Consider the following 21,129-nt stretch of genomic DNA (forward strand, 5'->3'; position numbering starts at 1 on the left):
TTAATGAGCACCGATCCCCATAGTAGGATGCGACCTATCGTCCTCCGGCTATCAGGTAGAAGGTGCATACATGAACAAGTTGAAATGGGCGCCCGCGCTTCTCGCGACGCTGGCCGCCGGCAATACGCAGGCGCAATCGAGCGTCACGCTGTATGGGGTCATCGATGCGGGCATCGGCTATGTGCACAACGCCCAGGGCAGCGACGGCAAAAACGCCAGCACGTTGGTCAGGTTCAGCAGCGGCAACACTTTCGGCAGCCGCTGGGGGCTGAAAGGCACCGAGGATCTGGGCGGCGGACTGGCGGCGGTGTTCCAGCTGGAAAACGGCTTCAACGACGGCACGGGTACGCTCGGGCAAGGGTCGAGGGAGTTCGGTCGTAAATCGGTGGTGGGTCTGGCGAGCAAGCAACTGGGAACGATCACGCTGGGGCGGCAATACGATCCGGTCGTGGATCTGGTCCAGGCCTATACTGAGGATGCCTATTTTGGCGGGAGTTTCGCTTCGCCAGGGGACCTGGACAACTATGACAACAGCGTACGCGTCAGCAACTCGGTGAAGTACGTCAGCCCGGTGTTGGACGGTTTCCAGTTCGAGGCGCTGTACGGATTGGGCGGCGTGGCGGGGAGTGCGGGCGCGGGGCAAACCTACGGCTTCGGAGGCAGCTATGCCGGCGGTCCGCTGGGTGCCGCGGTCGCATTCTTCCACGCGAACGGCGGCAACACGACGACCAACGACGTGCGTACCTGGACCAGCAGTTCTGACACGCTTTTCAATACGGTGATCAACCAGGGTTTCGCGTCGGCGAAGTCGATTCAGATCGTGCGCGCCGGCACCCAGTATGTATTGGGATCCTTCACCGTGGGCGCGGCGTACAGCAACACGCAATACACCCGGGATGGATTTTCCGTTTTCTCGAAAACAGCGAAATTCAACAACGGTTCGGCGTTCGTCAATGACCAGCTGACGCCCGCGTGGCGTGTGGGCGGCGGCTACAACTACACGCGGCTGACCGGTCCCGCCTCGGCCAAATACCATCAGTTCAACCTGGGCACGGACTACGCGTTGTCGAAACGCACGACCCTGTATGCGCTGGCGGCCTACCAGAAGGCCAGCGGTACGACGCTCAACGCCAGCGGGGCGACCGTTCAGGCGGAAGCGTCGATTGGATCGTATGGCGTCAATTCCGGCACCAACTCGCAAGGGTTGATCGTGCTGGGGATGCGTCACAAGTTCTGATGCAGGCCAATGTCGCGGACCACCCCGATGCGTGTGAAATCGATCGACATGCCGCTGGCGCATGCGCCCGATGCGCCCCGCGACGAGACCGGTGCGGCCCGGGTGGTCCCGAAACGCCTCGGCCCCGTCGCGCTCGCGACGCTGGAGCGGGTACGGGCATCGCGGCGCCCGCCCGCCGATATGCCCTCTCCGCCGTCCCTCTCGTCTCTGAAAGCTCGCCTCGCCGGCGTGATCACGCGTCGTCCCGTCACGGTCACCACCGGTGTCCCCGGCACGGGGCGGACGATCAGTCGGCCCGTGCGATCGGGCGTGCCCGGCCAGTCGCATGCGGGCACCGTGGGTCCGCCGGGGCCGTTGGGTGAACCGCTCGTTCGCGAAGCGGCCAGCGGCCGCTCCGTCGACGACGCGGGCTCGCTGCTCGCCATCGCGCAGGCGATGGAGGCCAGCTGCCGTGCGCCCGATGTCGCCGTGTTCGCTCGGCCCGGGGAGACGACGCCACGATGGCCGGCCAACCGGTTCTCGCGTGCGTTGCGTCCGGTGCCATTGCGGGATATCGCGCGTCTCGGCGTCGCGTCCGCCAGCGCACAGGCGACGCCGGCGTCGCGCGATGCGTCCGCGTCGCCCGGTCGCGCCGACGCCGAAACGGCGGCGCATGCACTGCGCGAAGACATCGCGCGCTGCCGGAAAACGTTGGACGATGCGTTGGCCGAAGCCGAGGCGGCGCGCGCTTCGCTCGCGCCTGTCGGTCGGACGCACGCTGCAAGCGTGAGCGCGGAGCAAGCGCGCGGGTCGCGTCGAAGCCCATACGATGACGACGTGCAGGAACGGCCCATCGCGCATGCGCGTCTGCAGGCGGCCGAGGCCGCGGTCGCCGCCGCGAGCGACGCGTTGCGCCGGGTCATACAGGGGACGGACCCGATGCAGATCATGGGCCTGCGCCACACGATCGATCAGGCCGACGACCGGCAGCGTTTCGCATTGCAACGGTTGGGCGCACTCAAGCGTGAGGTCTATCAGACGCGAACGACGGCCGCCGCGGCGCGCGCCGCCGCTGAAGACCGGCTTCGGGAAACCGCCCGCGCCGCCGCCCGCCTGATGCGGGCGGGGCCGGACGTGCCCGCCGACGGACGTGGCGGCACACCCGATGACGCAGGGGATGGCGCGCCCGGCGATGCAATCGCGACGGCCTTGCGCGCGCAGTTCGCCAATATCGACGCCGATCTACGCGCCCGCGCGTCCGCCGACCGGGACTGGCATCGGGCGGATCGCGCCATTCCGCCGCTACTGAAGGCGTCGCTCGCGCTCGCGGACCGCCAGGCGCGGGCCGACGGGCGGGGGAAGGACGCGTCGCACGCCGCGCCCGATGCCGGCGCGGCAAACGCGAGGTCGCGCCGCGCGCACCGCGACGCGGACGCGCTCGACGCCACGCGTCGGCACCTGGTCGCGGAATCGCTCGCGGCCACGCATCTATTCGGCTCGCAAGCGACACCGGCCCTGGCGGACGCGCTCGCACCGCTCGCGCAGCGCTTGACCGCTTCCCGGCCGCCCCTACCGCTGCCGCCGCATGTGACACTGGAAATCGTCACACGTGCGCTAGCCGATGTCGGTGTCGGCGCCGAGCAGGCCGCGCGCCTGCTGAACGCGCTAGCGGAGCATACCGTCACCCACTGGATCGACACGGCGGCCGCGACGCGGGAAGGACGCGTCGCGACGCGGACCTCGGATACCGGCGACGACATCGCGCGTATCCTGGCGTTGTGCGGGAAGATCGCGTCCTTGCCGCGCGGCGCCGACATCCTGCACGCGTTGTCACGCGATGGCGCGGAGACGCCGGATGCCGGGCGGGCGCGCGCCGTTCGGGTGTTCTGGCACGCCCACGTCGCACGGCAGGACGCCGCGACGCAGGAGGCCGGCGTGGCGCGCTGGTTGCGGCAGGCGCAGGCGGTCGCGCGCGCCAAGCTGATCGCGCCAGGCCCGGCTCCCGCCGATGACGGTTTCGACGACGTGGACCACGCCGCGTACAACGCCGTCGGCAACGGCTATGTCAGCAATGCGCCCGGGTCGCCGTACGATCAGCATCGTGCGCGTCTGGAAAAAGCCATCGGCGAGTGGGTCGTCCGGGCGGCGGTGTCGGGCGGCGAGACCCGTGCTTCCACCGCCGATACGCCAGCCGCGGGGGCGGCCAGCGAGGCGACTTCCCGCACGACGCCATCCGCCATCGCGAAGCCGGGTTTCTGGCGCCGTGCGATGCCGCATCTGAACAAGTCGCCGTATCGCCAGCGGGTGATCGAGCGCGCCTATGCGACCGGCGAAAGCATGGGCATGCAATCGCCACGCCTCCTGGTGGACACCGCGCTCGCGCGGCGGCTGGAGGCGCTGGCGCGCACGGCCGCCCACTGCCGCGCGTTTGGCGCGACGCCCGAAGCCGTCGCGGCGAGCGTCGCGGCGCAGGCGGTGGTGGATCATCTGAAGGACCTGCGCACCGCGGGGCGGCACCTGGCGGACATCACGCTGACGCCGAAGGACGCGCAGGCCGTCGGCCGGCGAATCGGCAGTGAGGCACTGCGCTCACGCCGCGCGCGGCAACCCCTCATGGCCTCCGACCCGGCCGCCACTCCGGCCGCCACTCCGGCCGCCACTCCGGCCGCCAAGCCGGCGAGCGGGCGCCCGCCCAACGTCTTGCTCAAGGCCGCGCCCGTGACGTTGTCGCCGTTTTTCACGCAGGTGTGCGGGAGCGGGCTCACCGCGTATGAAGCGCTCGACCGGATCGACGCGCATCTCAAGGCCGTTTTGCCCGCCGACGCGCCTGCGAGCAAGGCGAATGACGCAAGCGACAGCCACCTGGCCGGTCGACCCGACGCGGATCTCGACGCCGCCATCCAACTGCTGAAGGCCCGCCATCCGGGAAAGAAAGAAGATGTCGCGACGTTCTTCAAGCCCTTCATCCTGAATGGCCGCCTGCGTGACCGCGTGCGTATCGGTGGCGGCGGCGCGATCGGCGCCACCTTGCCCGGCCTGCCTTATGGGTCGGCGTCGCCGATCGCCTCGCCGATCCTGACGGCGGAGAAATCGGTGAGCGACGAAGCCTTCGTCCAGCTGTTCATGCCCATTCTCGGCATGGAGTTGTCGTTCGGCGCCGCGCGCACGTTGGCGCAGGAGGCGACGGTGGGCGTCGCGGCGGGGCCGCAACTGGCGCCTGGCGTTGCCATGCAGGCGGCCTTCACCGCGCGCGCGGCCCATCAGAAAACCCGCACGCGCAGCACGGTCCTGCGTTTTTTCCGACGCCGTCACGAGGACGAGGCCATGCGCGCGAACATGTTCAACGCGCTGGACAGCATGGTCCGCTGGGATACGCTCACGCCCACACGGGGCCGTGCCTACGCAGATCCGTTGGAGGCCATCTTCGCGCGCAATCCCGACGTCGTCGTCAGTCAGGCCGATGTCGTCACCGATATCAGGACGATCACGGCGCGGGTGTCGGCGCGGCTGCCTTCGGTACGGTTCAACGATGCGCATGGCGTGGCGCAAACGCTCGGGCTCGACGTATCGGCCTACGCTGAAGCCGAACGCATGCGCGATGCACGCCACGAAACGGGCGGCCGGGTGCGCGTCGTGCAGGCGCAAAGCGACACGGCACAGCAGCATGCGGGCGTGGCCGCCAGTCTGAACGTCTCACCGCTCACCAACCAAACCGTGGCGACGGGCGCGGCAGGGCAGGGCGGTGCCGTGCAGCGTACCTCCTTGCCGCTGCAGTTCGGCGTGTCCCGCGATCTGGCGTGGGCGAAACAGCAGCATGAGTTCTCGCCTTTTCTGATCGACGACAAACAGGATGGCGACCTGGATCGTCATTACGCCACCCCGGTGGCGATGCTCGCGGAAATTGCCGGCAACCGCGAGCAATGGCTGATGCGTTGCGTCGAGACCCTGCCGCCCGATGCCGGCGGGAACAAGGACACCCCGCCGAATCGCGCGCGCGCGGCGCGCCTGCTCGCCGATTTCGAGAACGACATCAAGACGCTCGGCGAGACGAGCCGGTATTGCCACTACAACGTCAATTATTCGATGCGGGGCGAAGCCGGCGCGTGGATCGATGGGTATCGGGCGTTGGCCGGGCTGGCGGCGCAACGCGGCGACCACGACGGGGTGCGCGAGGCGCAGGCATGCATCGATGAGATCCTGCTGATGCCGTCGACCTGGCGCCCCCTGATGTTGATCGTGCGGGAGCGGGCGCGCGACGCGACCGCGCTCGGCTGGCGTTATGTCCTGCGTTGGCAAACGATCGCGAACGTCGACGTGCAACGCACCGCCGCGCAATTTCCGCCGCCGTGAACCGCGTCGCGCCCGTCCGGGGGCGGCGTTCGGCGGGGTCGCGGAAGGCATGCCGCCGCCGGAAAAGCGCCGTCGCGCAATAATTTTCGGAGAAAAATGGCTGTTAAAATGTCCACTTCGGATCATGGAAGCGGACACGGTGGCGCCGCCGTCCTCGGCCGCCACGGAGCAAGCCCATGCCAGGTCATGTCATTGTCAGGCAGCGCAGGACCCCCGCCCCGGGCGCCGCCGGCCCGCAACCGGCATTGACCGATGCCGCGCCGCGTCAACTGAACATCGGGCAGCGCGTGAAGGAACTGCGATTGGCGGGAAAGCTCAGCATTCGCGGTCTGGCGGATGCCGCCGGCCTCACGCACAGCACCATCGCGCAGATCGAGGCGAACAAGGTCAGTCCGTCGATCGGCTCGATGAAACGCATCCTCGACGTCCTGAACATGCCGCTCAGCGCGTTTTTCGCGCAGGCGGAGGGCAAAAGCGAGGAGCAGGTGTTCTTCGCCGCGGCCGATCTGGTGGAACTGGCCGACGGGCAGCGGCTCTCCTACCGACAGGTCGGCCCTAGCCTGAAGGGCAAGGCGATCATGATGCTGCACGAGCATTACGCGCCCGGCGCCGACACGGGCGAGGCATACGCGCACGAGTCGGAAGAGTGCGGCGTGGTCGTCAGCGGCCGGCTGATGGTCGTCGTCGGCACCGAGGAGCAATGCCTGGGACGGGGCGAGGCCTACTACTTCGACAGCCGCCTGCCGCACAGGATGTACAACCCGTTCGACGAGGTCTGCGAGGTGGTCAGCGCGGCCTCGCCGCCTACTTTCTGAGAAAAGGGGTACGCGTGGGCCATCTCGTAGGCGACGTATCCAGTTCCGCAAGGGGCTTTCCGACCGACGCGGGCCGGCCTTTGGGCATCGTGCGTAGCCAGGGCGCGCATATGTGGGACGGCGACGGGCGGCGGTTCATCGATACGGTGCTCGGCTTCGGCGCGACGATGCTGGGGCATGCGCCGTCGGCGGTCATCGCGCCGGTGTCCACGGCATTGGCGACGAATCCGATGCCTTCCGTCAATCACCCGGGGGAGGCGGCGGCCGCCACGGCGCTCGCCCGATACACCGGCCCGCTCGAGAAGATCGTTTTCACGAACTCCGGGAGCGAGGCGGTACATCTGGCGGTGCGCATCGCGCGCGCCGCCACCGGCCGGCGGCGCATCGTCAAGATGGCGGCGGGATTCGACGGCTGGCTCGACGGCGTCGTGTTCGGCAACGTCGGCTCGCCGGAGGCGCATTTCGCGCAGGAACGGCGGCCGGCGACCGAGCACGTCGTGCTGACCCGATTCAATGACGCGCGCGATATCGATACGGTGTTCGCCGAATACGACGATATCGCCGCCGTGCTGGTCGAACCGATGCTCGCCAACGCCGGTTGCCTCGTGCCCCGCGATGGCTATCTGGCGCATCTGCAGGCGGTTGCGCGGCGGCATGGCGCGCTCTTGATCTGCGACGAGGTGTTGATGGGCTTCCGACTGCACGCGGGCTTGAGCGCGCATTGGTATGGCCTGGATCCGGATCTCGCGAGCCTTGGCAAGGCGATCGGCAGCGGAATCGCCGTGGCCGCCGTCGCGGGCAAGGCCGAGGTGATGCGCGTGTTGGAGCAGGGCGGCGCGTTGCGCGGCGGCACTTATAGCGGCAACCCCGTCGCGTGCGCCGCCGTGCAGGCGACGCTGCCGCTCCTCGCGCAAGGCGATTACGCGGCGCTGCGCGCGCGGGGAGACAGGCTGCGCGCCGCGATCGTCGGCTGTTTCGCCCGCCACGGGATCGCTGTGGCGACCAGCGGCTACGGCAATGTGTTCGGAATCTGGTTCGGCGCGCAGGCCCCATCGACCTACGACGAGGCCTGCCTGATCGCCGATCCGGCGATGTCTCTCGCGCTGCATTGGCAACTGCGCCAGGCCGGCGTGTTGCTCATGCCCTCGCCCCATGGCCGGCTGTACCTGTCCTTCGCCCATGACGACGCCGTCGTCGACCAGTTGGTGAGCGCTTTCGAGAAGGCGATCCCCCGCATGCCGGGCGTACGGGGCTGAGCCGCCGTCCCGCGGCACCGGGCCGCCCGACTCTTTCCGCGTATTTCGAGATATGTGGCCGCGCTCCCTCGCCGGGCCGGGCATCGACGCGCCAATCGCCTGGATCTTTTTCCGTCCATTTGTACAAAAAACTTGACTTGGCCGTTTTGGCGACAAATATTTACTTTCCAGCCAGGCGCCATCGAGCATGGCGGCCATATCCCGAAAAACACCACGGGCAACGGATAGGAGTGCGAAGGTCCGCTTGGCAAAACCGTTCATCCATCATTCATCGCGGAGTCCGAATTGAAACGTCTCGTAAGTCTTTTTCTGGCAGGGTCGACGCTGGGGGCGCTTTCCGCGGCGCACGCGCGGGATCTCACGGTGGTGTCGTGGGGCGGTAATTTTCAGGATGCGCAGCGGGAGATCGACTTCAAGCCGTTCGAGAAGCAGCTGGGCAAGCCGGTGCTGGATCAAAGCTGGGACGGCGGGATCGGCGTCATCCAGGCCAAGCTGAAGGCCGGCGTGCCGAACTGGGACGTTGTCGAGGTCGAGTCCGAGGATCTGGGGCAGGGCTGCGAGGATGGCCTTTTCGAGAAACTCGACTGGTCGCAGCTGGGTGGCAGGGCGAACTTCATTCCCACCGCGGCCAGCGAGTGCGGCGTGGGCACGATGGTCTGGTCGACCGGGTTGTCCTACGACGCCAATGTGCTCAAGAACGGCCCGAAAAGCTGGGCCGATTTTTGGGACGTCAAGACCTTCCCGGGCAAGCGGGCTTTGCGCAAGGGTCCGAAATATACGCTGGAGTTCGCGTTGATGGCCGACGGCGTCGCGCCGAAGGACGTCTACAAGACGCTCGGCACGCCCGCGGGTGTCGATCGTGCGTTCAAGAAGCTGGATGCGCTCAAGTCGAACATCATCTGGTGGGACGCGGGCGCGACGCCGCTGCAACTGCTGGCTTCCGGGCAGGTCGTGATGACCGCCGCGTACAACGGCCGGATCACGGGTATCGACCGCAGCGACAACCGCAACTTCAAGTTCGTTTTCCCGGGCAGCATCTACGCGGTGGATTCCTGGGTGATCCTGAAGGGCTCCCCGAACAAGGACGATGCGATGAAGTTCATCTCGTACGCCAGCCGCCCGGAAGTGCAGGCGAAACTGCCGCAATACATCGCCTACGGCATGACGAACGTGAAGGCACAGGCGCTGGTACCGGCGAAGTACGCCGCGGACCTGCCGACGGCGCCGGAAAACAAAAAAATGGCGATCCCGCTGAATGCGGATTTCTGGATCGACAATATCGGCCCGTTGACGCAGCGCTTCAACGCCTGGCTCGCGCAGTAAGGCAAACCGGACGACGGCCTCGCACGGCCGTCAGTGGAATCGATGTCACCGGGAAGTGGGCAACCCGGCGGGCGACCCAGGCGGGCGACCCACATTCGATCGGCATCCAACGGGATAAGGAACATTCAGCATGAGCGCTTTCATTACCTTCGATGCGGTCTCCAAGCGCTACGGCGACGTCGACGTCATCGACGGTTTGAACCTCGACATCGCGCGTGGCGAGTTCGTCAGCCTGCTGGGGCCTTCCGGTTCCGGGAAGACGACGATCCTGATGATGCTCGCCGGCTTCGAGGCCCCCAGCGCGGGCCGGATCCTGGTGGACGGCAAGCGTGTCGATCATCTGCCGGCCCATGCGCGCAACATGGGCGTGGTGTTTCAGAACTACGCCCTGTTTCCGCACATGAGCGTGGCGGACAATGTCGGCTTCCCGTTGAAGATGCGGCATCTGCCCCGCGCGGACATCAAGGTGCGGGTGGCGCGCGCGCTCGACATGGTCAGGTTGTCGTCGGCCGGCGCCCGCAGGCCCGCGCAATTGTCCGGGGGGCAGCAGCAGCGCATCGCGCTGGCGCGCGCGCTGGTGTTCGAACCCGAAGTGGTCTTGATGGACGAGCCGCTCGGGGCACTGGACAAGCAGTTGCGGGAGCATATGCAGCTGGAATTGCGGGAACTGCACAAGTCCCTGGGGTTGACGGTGGTGTTCGTCACGCACGATCAGAACGAAGCGATCACGATGTCGGATCGGATCGCCGTGTTCAATGCCGGGAAAATCGAGCAGATCGATGCGCCCGAACGCATCTACGCGCGGCCGATGACGCGCTTCGTCGCGCAATTCATCGGCGAGACGAATCTGATGGAAGGCACCGTCGCCGCGACCGACGATACCGGCACGACGATCGCGCTGGGGGACGGCACGCGGTTGCGCGGCACGGCCGACCGCGCGTTTCGGCAGGGCGCGGCGGTCGTGCTGTCGGTACGTCCCGAATCGATCGTGATCGGCGGCGGGGAGCAAGCGGGCAATCTGCTGGACGCGGTCGTCGAGGACATCGTGTTCCAGGGCGACCACACGCGCGTGCACCTGCGCCGCGGGGAGGGCCGGCTGGCGGCCCGTTTGACGGGCGACGCGGCGGCGCTGCGGGTGGGGCAGACGATCCACCTCGGTTTCGCGCCGCAGGCGTGCGCGCTGGTGCCGCGATGATGCGCACGACCGGCACGTCGTTCGCATCGAAAGCGGCACCGCTGCGTGCCCTCGCGCTGGTGCTGCCACTGACGATTTTCCTGTTCCTGTTCTTTGCGCTGCCGCTCTACAGCGTCCTGAAAACGGCGGTCTACAACGATGCGGTGAAGGTGGGTCTGCCGCGCACCAGCGTGGCCATCGCCGCCTGGGACGGCAAGTCGGCGGTGCCCGACACGGTGCGTCGCGCGTTGTTGCAGGACGCGGCCTGGGGCGTGGACAACCGGGAGCGTTTCGGCGGCGCCGTCCGCCAGTTGAACGCGGATCGCCCGGGTTTTCGCAGCCTGATGTCGAAGACGCAGCGCGCCGCGGCCGACGGCGGAACGCCCGCGTGGGACGATATCGACGAACGGTGGGCGGACCCCGCTTACTGGCGCACGATCCAGCGGGATGCGCACGTGCTGACCGACGGCAACCTGCTGGCCGCGCTCGACCTGCACCGCGATGCCGACGGGCACGTCGTCTCGATGCCGGAAGGCACGTCGGCGAATCGCGCGATCATCGGCCGCACCTTTCTGGTGTCGTTCGCCGTCACGCTGATCTGCGTCGTGCTGGGCGTGCCGTATGCGATCATCGCCGCGACCGCGTCGGACGGTTTGCGGCGGCTGATGCTGGCCATGGTGCTGATTCCCTTGTGGACGTCGCTGCTCGTGCGTTCCGCCGCCTGGGTCGTGATCCTCCAGCAACACGGCGTGGTGAACGATTTCCTGATCGCCATCGGCGCGGTCGCGCGGCCCCTGCAGCTGATCTACAACCGCACCGGCGTCCTGCTGGCGATGTCGCAGGTGCTGTTGCCGTTCATGGTGCTGCCGGTTTTCGGCGCGGTGCGCGCGGTGCCGCCGAATCTGATGCGCGCGGCGTCGTCGCTGGGTGCCCGCCCCGCGAGCGCCTACGCGCGGATTTTGTTGCCGCTGATCGCCTCCGGCATCGTGTCGGGCGCGTTGCTGGTACTGATGTCCGCGATCGGCTACTACATCACGCCGACCCTGGTGGGCGGCGCCGGCGACCAGATGATCAGTTCGGTGATCGCGTTCTACGCGACCGGCACCGCGGACTGGGGCCGGGCCGCCGCGCTGGGCGTGATCCTGCTGGCGGTGACGCTGGTGTTCTACGCCGGCTACGTCAGGGTTTCGAAGACCAACGCATTGGTGGGGGAGTGAGCGCGGTGAAGAAAGTCTGCACGACGGCGTATGCCATGGTGGTGATGTTGTTCCTGATCGGTCCGCTGCTGGCCATCCTGCCCCTCGCGTTCACGTCGAACACGTTTCTGACCTATCCGATTCACGCGTTCTCGCTGCGTTGGTTCCAGTCGCTGTTCGACAGCGACGCCTGGGCGCGGTCGATCGTCAACAGTCTGGCGGTGGGAGCCGGCGCGACGCTGCTGGCCACGGTGCTGGGCACGCTCGCCGCGCTGGGGCTGCGCGGCAAGCGCTTGCCGCTCGCGGGACTGGCGAAGACGATGTTCCTGCTGCCCATGGTCGTGCCGGCGGTGGTGCTGGGCGTGGGCATGCAGATCGTGTTCGGCAGGATGGGCATCGCCAGCACCTATACGGGCGTCGTGGTCGCGCATACGGTACTGGCGCTGCCCTTCGTGCTGGTCAACGTGCTGGGGGCCCTCGCCACGATCGACCGCTCGATGGAACGGGCGGCGGGCAGCCTGGGCGCCGGCCGCGTGGAGACGTTTCGGTACGTGTTGCTGCCGCTGGCGATGCCGGGCATCGCGTCCGGCGCGGTGTTCGCCTTCGCGACGTCGCTGGACGAAGTCGTGGTGACCTTGTTCGTTGCAGGGCCGAATCAATGGACGCTGGCGTTGCAGATGTTCTCCAGTCTGCGCGAAAACGTCACGCCCATCATTACCGCGGCGGCCTTCCTGTTGATCGTCGGCACGCTGTTGCTGATCGGCGCGATGAGCGTCGTGAAAGCCCGCTCGCAACGCGCGGAGAAAGCACGGGCGCTCGCGCTCTGACGCACGATCGGCCCGTCCGTCCGGGCCATCGGCGCTTTCTCAAAATACCAGCAGCACCGCGTGGATCGTCAGGCCAACCAGACCGCCGACCACGGTGCCGTTGAGGCGGATGAACTGCAGGTCGCTGCCGACGCTGGACTCGACCTCGCGCGCGATGGCCTCGTCGTCCCATTCGCGCACGGTCTCGGCGATATGCCGGGCGATGGTGTCGCGCAGCGTCGGCGCCATCGAGCGGATCGCCGTGCCGAAGTGCGCATTGATCGATTCGCAAAACGACGGCGATGCCGCCAGCCGTGTGCCGAACGCGGCGAAACCCTCCGCCATCATCGCGCGCAACGTCGAGTCCGGCCGCGCGAGATCGCTTTCCAGACGCGCGCGCAGACTGTCCCACAGACCGCCGACATACGACCGCGTCGCCGGATGCGACAGCAGGTCGGTCTTGGCCTTCTCGACCCGTTCACGAAAGGCCGTATCGGTCTTCAGGCGCTCGATGAAGCTCTGCACGGTATCGTCGAAGGCCCGGCGGCGTTCGTGTTCCGGATCGTCGCCGATGTCGTGCAGCCAGCGGTTGAAGCCTTTGACCAGCGCGACGGCCAGTTTCAGGCCGAGTTCCTCCGGGTTGATGCCGATGAAGCCCAGCGCGCCGATCATCTTCGGGTATTCGGCCCCCGCCACGGCGACGATGCGGTCGGCGAAAAGCTTCTGGACCTCGGCATTGTCCAGCCACCCCGACAGGCGGCGAATGCCTTCGTTGAGCAGCAACTGGTGCCGTTTATCCTCGGTGAGGATGTCGAGCAAGCGGCTGATGACGCCGCTGAGATCGAGCTTCGTCACGCGCTGCTCCAGCATCTGGAACACCGCGGCCTTGACGCGCGCGTCGTCGACGAGCCGCAACATCTCGCCGCTCATGTCGGCGACGCGATCGCTCATCAAGCGGGCATTCGCGGGCACCGCGAGCCACTGGGCCAGGCGTTTGGCCGGATCGATCGCCGGCAACCTGGCGAGCAGGGCATCGGTGCCCAGGAACTTGTCGCGTACGAACTCGGCCAGCGCGTCGGCGACGCGCGCCTTGTTGCGCGGCAGGATCGCGGTATGCGGAATCGGCAGGCCCAGCGGTCGGCGAAACAGCGCGACCACCGCGAACCAGTCGGCCAGCGCCCCCACCATCGCGGCTTCCGCGAACGCCGAGACCCACGCCCACGCGCCCAGATCATGCCGGCTCTTGGCAAGGATCAGCAGGCCGGTGACCGCGATCAGCAGGCCCGTGGCCAGGGCCTTCATTTTCTTCAACTTGTCTTGCTGTGTCGTTCGATTCATGTACGCATGGAAAAACGAGAGCTTCGGGCACCGCCACGTCTGCGTGGACGCCCGGCGGTGGTCCGCGGAATGACTTTCTGCGTAGAAAGTTCAGCTGCTGGAGGACGGGACGAGGGACGCGTCTGGATTATCCGGCAGGACGCCCGTTAATGCACGCGCCGGCTTGGCGAGCGTCGACTTCCGGACAATCAGCTCCGCGTCGAAGGTCCGGCGTCGCGCGGGCGCATCGAGGCCGTCGATACGGGCATTGAGCAGCTGCACCGCGTTCACACCGATGTCGAACGTGGGTTGCCGCAGCGATGTGATGCCGGATTCGGCCAACCGGAGCCATTCCGGATCGTCGAAGGTCGCCAGGCCGAGACCGGGCAGCGGGCGCATTCCCAGGGCGATGGCGATCGGCAACATGGTCTGGCCGTTCGCCGCGAGCAGCGCGACGCGAGGCCATGCAGGGGCACGCGCCGCCGGTGCAGGGGCACGCGCCGCCGGGTTGGCGCGTGCGGCCGCGGCCCGCTTGCCCGCTCGGGTGGGGACCGTCGCGGCGCCCACGGTTTCGAGCACCGCGGCGATGCTGGCGGGGTCGGCGAGATCGATCACCAGGGTATGGGGCGTGGCCCCGCGCAACTGCGCCTGCGCGACGAACGCCGCCTCGCGTTCGCGGCGCGAACTGACCGACGCGAAGGACTCGCTGACGAAAAACAGTGTCTCGAAGCCGTTGTCGACCAGATGATCGGCCATTTGCCGCGCGGCCCGTTCATTGTCGAGCCCGACGCTGTCGCAGTCCACGCCGTCGACGGTGCGGTCGAGCAGCACCAGCGGCATGCCGCCCGCGCCGATCTGGAGCAGGGCGGAATCGGGCAGTCCCACCGGGTTGACGATCAGACCCTCCGCCCGGTACGTGCGCAGCAGGTCCAGGTAGCGGCTTTGCAGATCGATCTCGTTGGCCGTGTTGCAGAGCATCGGCATCAGGCCCGCCTGACGGCAGGCCGCTTCGATGCCCTGCGTCACGGCAACGGAATAGGGGTTCTGCAGATCGGCGAGAAGAATGCCGATCAACCGGGTGCGGCCCCGCTTCAGGCCGCGCGCCATCTGGTTGGGGCGGTAGGACAGCGCGGCGATCGCCGCCTCGATACGGCCTTTCAAGGCAGGAGACAGGGCGTCCGTCTCGCCGTTCAGATAGCGCGATACGCTGGTCTTGCCGACGCCGGCGACACGCGCCACGTCGTTGATGGTGGGTACGCCGGTGTGGGTGCTGGTGGCGGTGTCCGTGCCGGTATCGGCGATGATGTCGGTGCGCATCGTCGTCACCGCGCGCGCGTCACGGGCCGGCGGCGCGCGAGCACGGCGGGGTTCGCGACGTTTTGCGGGCGTGCGCCGTCAAGCGCCGCCAGCAGATTGTCGGCGGCGTTCCTGGCCATCGCGTGCCGCGTGTCGAGAGTCGCCGAGCCGATATGCGGCAACGCCACCACATTGGGCAGGCGCGCGAGCGGCGCATCGCCCGGTAGCGGCTCGGTCTCGAAGACGTCGAGCCCGGCGCCCCGGATACGGCCCTCGCGCAGCGCGGCGACCAGCGCCGTTTCGTCGACCAGCGCACCACGGCCGGCATTGATCAGGATGGCTTCCGGCTTCATGCGGGCCAGTTCGGCCGCGCCGATCATATGCCGGGTCGCCGGGGTCAGCGGCGCCTGCAGGCAGACGAAATCCGCCCGTGCGAGCAGGGCGTCGAGTTCGACGCGGACCGCGCCATAAGCGCTTTCCGCCTGCGGTACCGGGCGGGGGCCGGTATAGAGCACCTGCATGCCGAAACCCAGCGCGGCACGGCGCGCGACCGCCTGGCCGATCCGGCCGAAGCCGACGATGCCGATCGTCTTGTGATGCACGTCCACGCCGTATTGCGCGGGGCCGATGCTGGCCTGCCAGCGCCCTTGCCGGATCAGTTCCGCCATTTCCACCACGCGCCGCGCGCTTGCCAGCATCAGCGCGAAGACGGCGTCGGCGGTGGTCTCGGTCAGGACATCGGGGGTGTGGGTGAGGACGATGCCGCGTCGCGTCAGATCGTCGAGATCGAATTTGTCGACGCCGACCGAGACCGTGGACAGGACCGCGAGCCGCGTGGCGCGAGCGAGCAGCGCGGCATCGATCGTCACGCTGGAACCGATCGCGCCGTCGGCGTCCGCGAGCGCGTCGGCCAGCGCCGCGCGGGCCGCGTCGGCCGTGCGCGCGTCGGACGAATGCAGGGCATCGGCGGCCACCGGCACCAGCTCGGCATGTTCGGCGAGCCGGGCTTCGACATCGGCGGGCAGGGCTTTGTAGACAACGATGCGCAAAGGTTTCATGGTGGATACGTAGCGGGTAGACGGCATGATCGCATGATCGGGGCAGCAGGACCGCGGGCCGGTCAGCGCGCGACGGGCAGGTTGCCCGCGCGTGGCGTGTCGGGCTGCACGCCCGCCGCGGGGCGGCGGACGGTCCAGGTCAACAGCACGGCGACGAGCAGGGCGCCCGCCATGAAGGCGTACGACGCTGCCGGCGATCCTGTCGCGCTGTTCAGGTAACCCACCAGAAAGGACCCCACGAAAGAGCCGAGCGCGCCCATGCCGTTGATCAGCGCCATCGCGCCGCCCGCGACATTCTTCGGCAGCAGCTCGGGCACGATCGCGAAGAACGGGCCGTAGGGCGCGTACATCGCGCCGCCGGCGATCACGAGCAGGGCGTACGACATCCAGAAATGCCGCGCGCCCAGCAGATACGAGCCGCCGAAGGCCAGCGCGCCGACCAGCAGGAAGGGCCAGACGAAGCGTAGCCGCGATTGCGTGCGGTCCGAACCCCACGAGGCGGCGACCATCGCCAGCGTCGCCGCCAGATACGGCAGCGCGGTGAGCCAGCCAGTAGCCACCATGCCCATCGCCGAGGCGTTTTTCAGGATCGAGGGCAACCACAGCACGAAGCCGTAGACGCCGATGCTCCAGCAGAAATATTGCAGCGCGAGCTTGATGACCACCGCCGAGCGCAAGGCCTGCGCATAGCCGGGCACCGGCGGGATGGCTTCCTGCTCGCGGGCCAGCGTGGTTTCGATCGCGGTCTTGGCGGCGGCGTCGAGCCAGCGTACCTGCCGCGGCCGGTCGCGCACCAGATACCACCAGCACACCGCCCAGAGAACGGCCGGAAACCCCTCGGCGATGAACATCCGGCGCCAGCCCAGGCTTTCCACCAGATAGCCGGACAGTACCGACATCCACAGGATCGTGACCGGGTTGCCGAGGATCAGAAACGTGTTCGCACGGGAGCGCTCCTGGCGCGTGAACCAGTTGCTGATGAAGACCAGCATCGCCGGCATCACCGCCGCCTCCACGACACCGAGCAGGAAGCGGATTGCGAGCAGCACGCGAATGTCATCCACCATCCCGGTCGCGGCGGCGAGCAGGCCCCAGGCGATCAGGCTGGCGAACACCAGTTTGCGCACGCTGCGCCGTTCGGCATAAATGGCACCCGGCACCTGGAAAAAGAAATAGCCCAGAAAGAACAGCGCGCCGAGCAGGGACGACACATGCGACGAGATGCCCAGATCGCGGTTGATGCCGGCGGCCGACGCAAAACCGTAGTTCGCCCGATCGAGATAGGCGAGACTGTAGGTGATGAAGACGATCGGCATGACGATCCACCAGCGCTTTTTCGCGAGCGGCGCGATGGGCGCTGCCGGGGCGGCGGGGCTGGGCGGAGCGGCCGTCGCGGGCGGCGCGGGCGGCGCGGGCGGCGCGGGCGGCGATGTGGAAGCCACGTCCCGGAGCGCCGTTTCAGGGCGCGACATGGGGGTCTCCGATGGCAGCGCGTACCGCGAGGCCGGATGCCGCGGACGCTTCGAGCCGTGCCAGTTGCGCACGGCTGGGCAGGCCTTCGCTATCGCCGATCACCTGCACGGCGAGGGCGCCGATCAAGGCGCCGCGCGCGCTGGCCCGCGCGAGCGAGAAACCTTCGTGCAGGGCGCTGACGACGCCCACCGCGAAGCCGTCGCCCGCGCCCACCGTATCGATCACCTCGGCGACGGGCACGGCAGCGACATAGCCGCGCTCGCCGTCCGCGCTCGCGTAATAGGCGCCCTCCACGCCGAGCTTGACCACGACGCCGCGCACGCCGCGCGCGAGATAGAACGCCGCGATGCCTTCCGGGTCCGAGGCGCCGGTCAGGATCCGGCCCTCGGCCAGCCCCGGCAGCACCCAGGTCGCCAGCGCCGCGAGCGCGTTCACCTTGTCCACCATGACCTCGGTGGACGGCCAGAGCGCCGGGCGCAGGTTCGGGTCGAACGATACCGTCTTGCCCGCCGCCAGAAAGTGCGCGGCCAGGCGATGCGCCAGTTCCAGCGACGACGCCGAAATCGCGGGCGCGACGCCGGTGAGATGCAGATGCGTGGCCTCGTCCGCATACGCGGCGTCGAAATCCGCGACCGACAAATGGCTGGCGGCGGAACCGCGGCGGAAAGACTCGACCGAAGGGTCGGCGCCGCCCGTCGCACGCGCCTTGAGCTGAAAGCCGGTGGGCCAACGGTCGTCGATGCTGACGTGCCGGGTATCGATGCCCTCGGCGGCGAGCGCGTCGACGATCATCCGGCCAAAGGCGTCGCCGCCGACGCGGCTGAGGTATCCGACGCGAAAGCCCAGGCGCGCGAGCCCGGTCGCGACGTTGAGATCCGCGCCGGCGACGCGCCGCGTGAAGCGTTCGACGCGCGCCAGATCGCCGGGAGTATCGGCAACGAACAGCGCCATTGCCTCGCCGTACGTGAGAAAGGTGATCGGCTCCGCGGTGGCGGCAGGGGACGCAGACGGGGCTGCGGGGTTCGAGAGGGTCATGTCGGGATCCAGTGGTTCCGGCGGCGCGCCGCGACACGCGGCAAACCAGCGATGGAACCGGTTCCGAGAGATTCTCCGAACTGTGTGGCGTTCCTGCTATAGGGGAAAGCCCTAGCGGGCGGCATCGCTGCTGGTGGACGACACGCAGGTCGTCCGCCGGAGGGTCGGACCGCGCTTTTTCGGCGCGCCGGTCAGGGGCGTGGCGGAAGCTGCATCCCGTCGAGGGTGTCGAGCAGTCCGGCGGCGGGGTTCGGGCCGACCTTTTCGGTGTCCGGTCCGATCAATAGCAGCGACTCGCGCGATCCCGCCTCGAAGCGGGGCCAGTCGACGGGGTTGGTTGTCGGCACGCCCGTTCTGGCGAAGGCGACCCACCGATCGGCGAGCGTGCTCGACAGCGCATGCGACCGGTCTTCCGCGCCGGGTCTGCGCGGCACGTGGCCGAAGACGTAGGGGATTTCCGCCGTATGGATCGCGCCGCGCGCCGCGGCCCGCTGCTCCGGCGGCACCCAGGCGAAGCGATAGGCATACACGGGCGCCGCCGCGGATGCTCCCCGCGCGAACGCCCGCGTATTGACGCCCGCGAACAACTCGGACGCGACTTGTTCCGCGGCGGCGTCCTCGCTTGTCGCGCCGTAGCCAAAGCAGTGGTGCCGCAGGGCACCCCACGCGTCCTCGCCGACCTGGCGCGGCAGGGACTGCCAGTAGGCCGGGCCGAAGAAACCCGCTTCGGCATCGTTGTATCCCACCAGCAGCGGCACGTGCTGGATGCGTCCGGCCGCGAAGGCCGCACGCCCCTTCTCGCGAACGATGGCGCCGTCGATGAACGGCATCGTGTCGGCGGCATCGGTGGCGGCGTCGCGGATCGCCTCGGCGGGCAACGCGCGAAGCGCTTCCGCCGTCGTCGCGCCAAGCGCGTCCGACGTCTTCAGTGCGATCGCTTCCGCCTCCGCCCGGGCGTATTCCGGAAGGCTCAGGCCCCCGGATTGGATGATCGCACGCTGGAACAGGCCCTGTGCGAGCGGTGACGCCATCAGATAGCCCACCGACACGCCACCGGCCGATTCTCCGAACAGCGTGACCGCCCGGGGATCGCCGCCGAACGCCGCGATGTTGTCCCGCACCCAACGCAGCGCCGCGATTGCATCGAGGAGGCCATAGTTGCCGCCCGGTTCGCCTTTCTCGCGCAGCGCCGGGTGGGCGAAGGTGCCGAACAGGCCGAGTCGATAGTTGATGGTGACGATGACCGCTCCGCGTTTGGCCAGCTCGCCGCCGTCGTGGACGGGCAGGCTGCCCGCGCCGAAGCGGAAGCTGCCGCCATGGAGCCATACCATCACCGGCAACGGTTCGGTGGCGCCGGCATTCGCCGGCGCCCAGACGTTGAGCGTGAGGCAATCCTCGCCTTGCGTGCCCTCCGCGGGGTTGTCCGCCTGCGTCCGGCGCGGGGATTTTTGCAGACACGACGGCCCGAATGCCGTCGCGGCACGCACCCCGTTCCAGCTGGACGGGGGCACGGGGGCGCGCCAGCGCAACGCGTCGACGGGCGGCGCGGCATAGGGAATGCCGCGAAATACCGTCAGCGCACCGTCGCGCTCGCCCTGCAGTTGCCCATTCTGGGTTGAAACGATCGGCATGGAATTCATGGCTGTTCCTGGAGTCCGGGCGGGACCGGCGTCGATGCCGGCCAGCGCGGTCATTACGAATACGACAGTCCGCGGCGCGGGGCGCCGGCGAGGGCGGGCCGGTTCATACCGTCAAGCGCAACAGCGCCGCGGCATTGCCATGTGCCACCGCCTGTCGTTCGGCGTCCGTCAGCTTCGCGCCCTCGATCCAATCGCACGCCGTCTTCGTGTCCTCGAACGGATAGTCGACGGAAAACATCACGTTTCGCGGCCCGATTTCGTCGAGCGCGCACCGTAGCGCCGCATCCGAGCATACGCCCGAGGTCGTGATGAATACGTTGGAACGCAGATAGTCGGAGGGCAGCTTCTCGATCCGGTAGCGATGGTTGCTGATCGGATAACGGCTGTCCAGCCGCCAGCGCTGGATCGGCAGCGTTTCGCCCATGTGGCCGAGGATCAACCGGGCGTCGGGATAGCGGTCGAACGTACCGCGAAAGATCAACCGCAGCGCGTGGGTGCAGGTTTCGGCCGCCCAACTCCAGGTGGGTCCCCATAGTTCAGGATGGTCGGCATAGGCCGCCGCCATCGTCTGCGGGTTGCCTGGATGGATGTAGATCGCGGCTTTCAGCGCGGACACGCGTTCCCAGAACACATCGTAGCGCGGGTCGTCGAGGTAAAAGCCGTTGGTCTCGCCGTTGATGAGGGCGCCGGAGAAATGGAGATCGTGCATGCAGCGTTCCAGCTCGTCGGCCGCCGCCTCTGGATTTTGCAGTGCCAGATGCGCGAAGCCGCCGTACCGGGTCGGCCGCTTCTGCACCTGAACCGCCAGGCGGTCGTTGGCCGAGCGGGCGAGCCGTAGCGCCTTCGCCGTGTCGGGCTCGATCTGCACACCCGGTCCCGCGATCGACAGCACGACGAAATCAACGCCGTTCGCGTCCATTACCTCGAGCCGGCGGTCGCCGAAATCGGAAAGGACCGGCACGGCCTTGTCGAACAGGCTGGGCAGGATGTTCTGTTTCGTCTCCGCAAGATAGCCAACGAAATCCGGGAACATGCAGTGTTCCTCCAGGGCGATCTTCTTCGTCCTGACACTGCCCGGGGCAGACTGGCCCACCGCGCGGGTAGCGGCCAGACCGGTCACGGTAGCGGCGCCGGCGAGATGCAGCGCTTCACGGCGCGAAAGATGCACGCTCAT

15 protein-coding genes are annotated in these 21,129 nt (G+C 68.0%); 8 read left to right on the forward strand and 7 right to left on the reverse strand.

The annotated features are described in order from the left end of the window. Positions 1 to 70 precede the first annotated feature (70 nt). From OVY01_RS20475 to OVY01_RS20510, 8 genes are all read left to right on the forward strand, one after another. Positions 71 to 1,237, forward strand: a complete 1,167-nt coding sequence (locus OVY01_RS20475) for a porin (RefSeq protein ID WP_267849421.1) — start codon at positions 71 to 73, stop codon at positions 1,235 to 1,237. 27 nt (positions 1,238 to 1,264) lie between these two features. Next, positions 1,265 to 5,566 (forward strand): hypothetical protein, encoded by a 4,302-nt coding sequence (locus OVY01_RS20480; protein WP_267849422.1) that lies wholly within the window; start codon positions 1,265 to 1,267, stop codon positions 5,564 to 5,566. A gap of 176 nt (positions 5,567 to 5,742) precedes the next feature. After that, positions 5,743 to 6,381, forward strand: coding sequence for a cupin domain-containing protein (locus tag OVY01_RS20485; RefSeq protein ID WP_267849423.1), 639 nt, complete (start codon positions 5,743 to 5,745; stop codon positions 6,379 to 6,381). Between the two features lie 14 nt (positions 6,382 to 6,395). Further along, a complete protein-coding gene (locus OVY01_RS20490; RefSeq protein ID WP_267849424.1) occupies positions 6,396 to 7,637 on the forward strand; it encodes an aspartate aminotransferase family protein in 1,242 nt (413 codons plus the stop codon). A gap of 285 nt (positions 7,638 to 7,922) precedes the next feature. Next, on the forward strand, positions 7,923 to 8,960 hold the full coding sequence (locus OVY01_RS20495; protein ID WP_267849425.1) for an ABC transporter substrate-binding protein: 1,038 nt from the start codon (positions 7,923 to 7,925) through the stop codon (positions 8,958 to 8,960). Positions 8,961 to 9,090: 130 nt separating this feature from the next. Continuing rightward, positions 9,091 to 10,155 carry an ABC transporter ATP-binding protein gene (locus OVY01_RS20500; protein ID WP_267849426.1) on the forward strand — a complete coding sequence of 355 codons (1,065 nt, stop codon included), beginning with the start codon at positions 9,091 to 9,093 and terminating at the stop codon, positions 10,153 to 10,155. Further along, positions 10,152 to 11,351 carry an ABC transporter permease gene (locus OVY01_RS20505; RefSeq protein ID WP_267849427.1) on the forward strand — a complete coding sequence of 400 codons (1,200 nt, stop codon included), beginning with the start codon at positions 10,152 to 10,154 and terminating at the stop codon, positions 11,349 to 11,351. Before OVY01_RS20500 ends, OVY01_RS20505 begins: the two co-directional genes overlap by 4 nt. A gap of 5 nt (positions 11,352 to 11,356) precedes the next feature. Next, positions 11,357 to 12,157, forward strand: coding sequence for an ABC transporter permease (locus OVY01_RS20510; RefSeq protein WP_267849428.1), 801 nt, complete (start codon positions 11,357 to 11,359; stop codon positions 12,155 to 12,157). A 39-nt stretch (positions 12,158 to 12,196) separates the two neighbouring features. Here OVY01_RS20510 and OVY01_RS20515 read toward each other — a convergent pair whose 3' ends face one another. The 7 genes from OVY01_RS20515 to OVY01_RS20545 all read right to left on the reverse strand — a co-directional run bounded on the left by OVY01_RS20515 (position 12,197) and on the right by OVY01_RS20545 (position 21,129). Next, positions 12,197 to 13,474, reverse strand: coding sequence for a DUF445 domain-containing protein (locus OVY01_RS20515; protein ID WP_267849429.1), 1,278 nt, complete (start codon positions 13,472 to 13,474; stop codon positions 12,197 to 12,199). Between the two features lie 90 nt (positions 13,475 to 13,564). Beyond that, entirely contained in the window at positions 13,565 to 14,770 is a 1,206-nt protein-coding gene (locus OVY01_RS20520) for a LacI family DNA-binding transcriptional regulator (protein WP_267849551.1), read from the reverse strand. Positions 14,771 to 14,775: 5 nt separating this feature from the next. After that, positions 14,776 to 15,807 (reverse strand): 2-hydroxyacid dehydrogenase, encoded by a 1,032-nt coding sequence (locus OVY01_RS20525; protein ID WP_267849430.1) that lies wholly within the window; start codon positions 15,805 to 15,807, stop codon positions 14,776 to 14,778. A 62-nt stretch (positions 15,808 to 15,869) separates the two neighbouring features. Further along, positions 15,870 to 17,123: an MFS transporter gene (locus OVY01_RS20530; protein WP_267849552.1), complete on the reverse strand. Its 1,254-nt coding sequence runs from the start codon at positions 17,121 to 17,123 to the stop codon at positions 15,870 to 15,872. 142 nt (positions 17,124 to 17,265) lie between these two features. Further along, entirely contained in the window at positions 17,266 to 18,315 is a 1,050-nt protein-coding gene (locus OVY01_RS20535; protein ID WP_267849431.1) for a sugar kinase, read from the reverse strand. Positions 18,316 to 18,506: 191 nt separating this feature from the next. Next, positions 18,507 to 19,955 (reverse strand): carboxylesterase/lipase family protein, encoded by a 1,449-nt coding sequence (locus tag OVY01_RS20540; RefSeq protein ID WP_267849432.1) that lies wholly within the window; start codon positions 19,953 to 19,955, stop codon positions 18,507 to 18,509. A gap of 103 nt (positions 19,956 to 20,058) precedes the next feature. Further along, complete coding sequence (locus OVY01_RS20545) at positions 20,059 to 21,129, reverse strand: amidohydrolase family protein (RefSeq protein WP_267849433.1); 1,071 nt, start codon at positions 21,127 to 21,129, stop codon at positions 20,059 to 20,061.

This window comes from Robbsia betulipollinis, from assembly GCF_026624755.1.
Lineage (GTDB): Bacteria > Pseudomonadota > Gammaproteobacteria > Burkholderiales > Burkholderiaceae > Robbsia > Robbsia betulipollinis.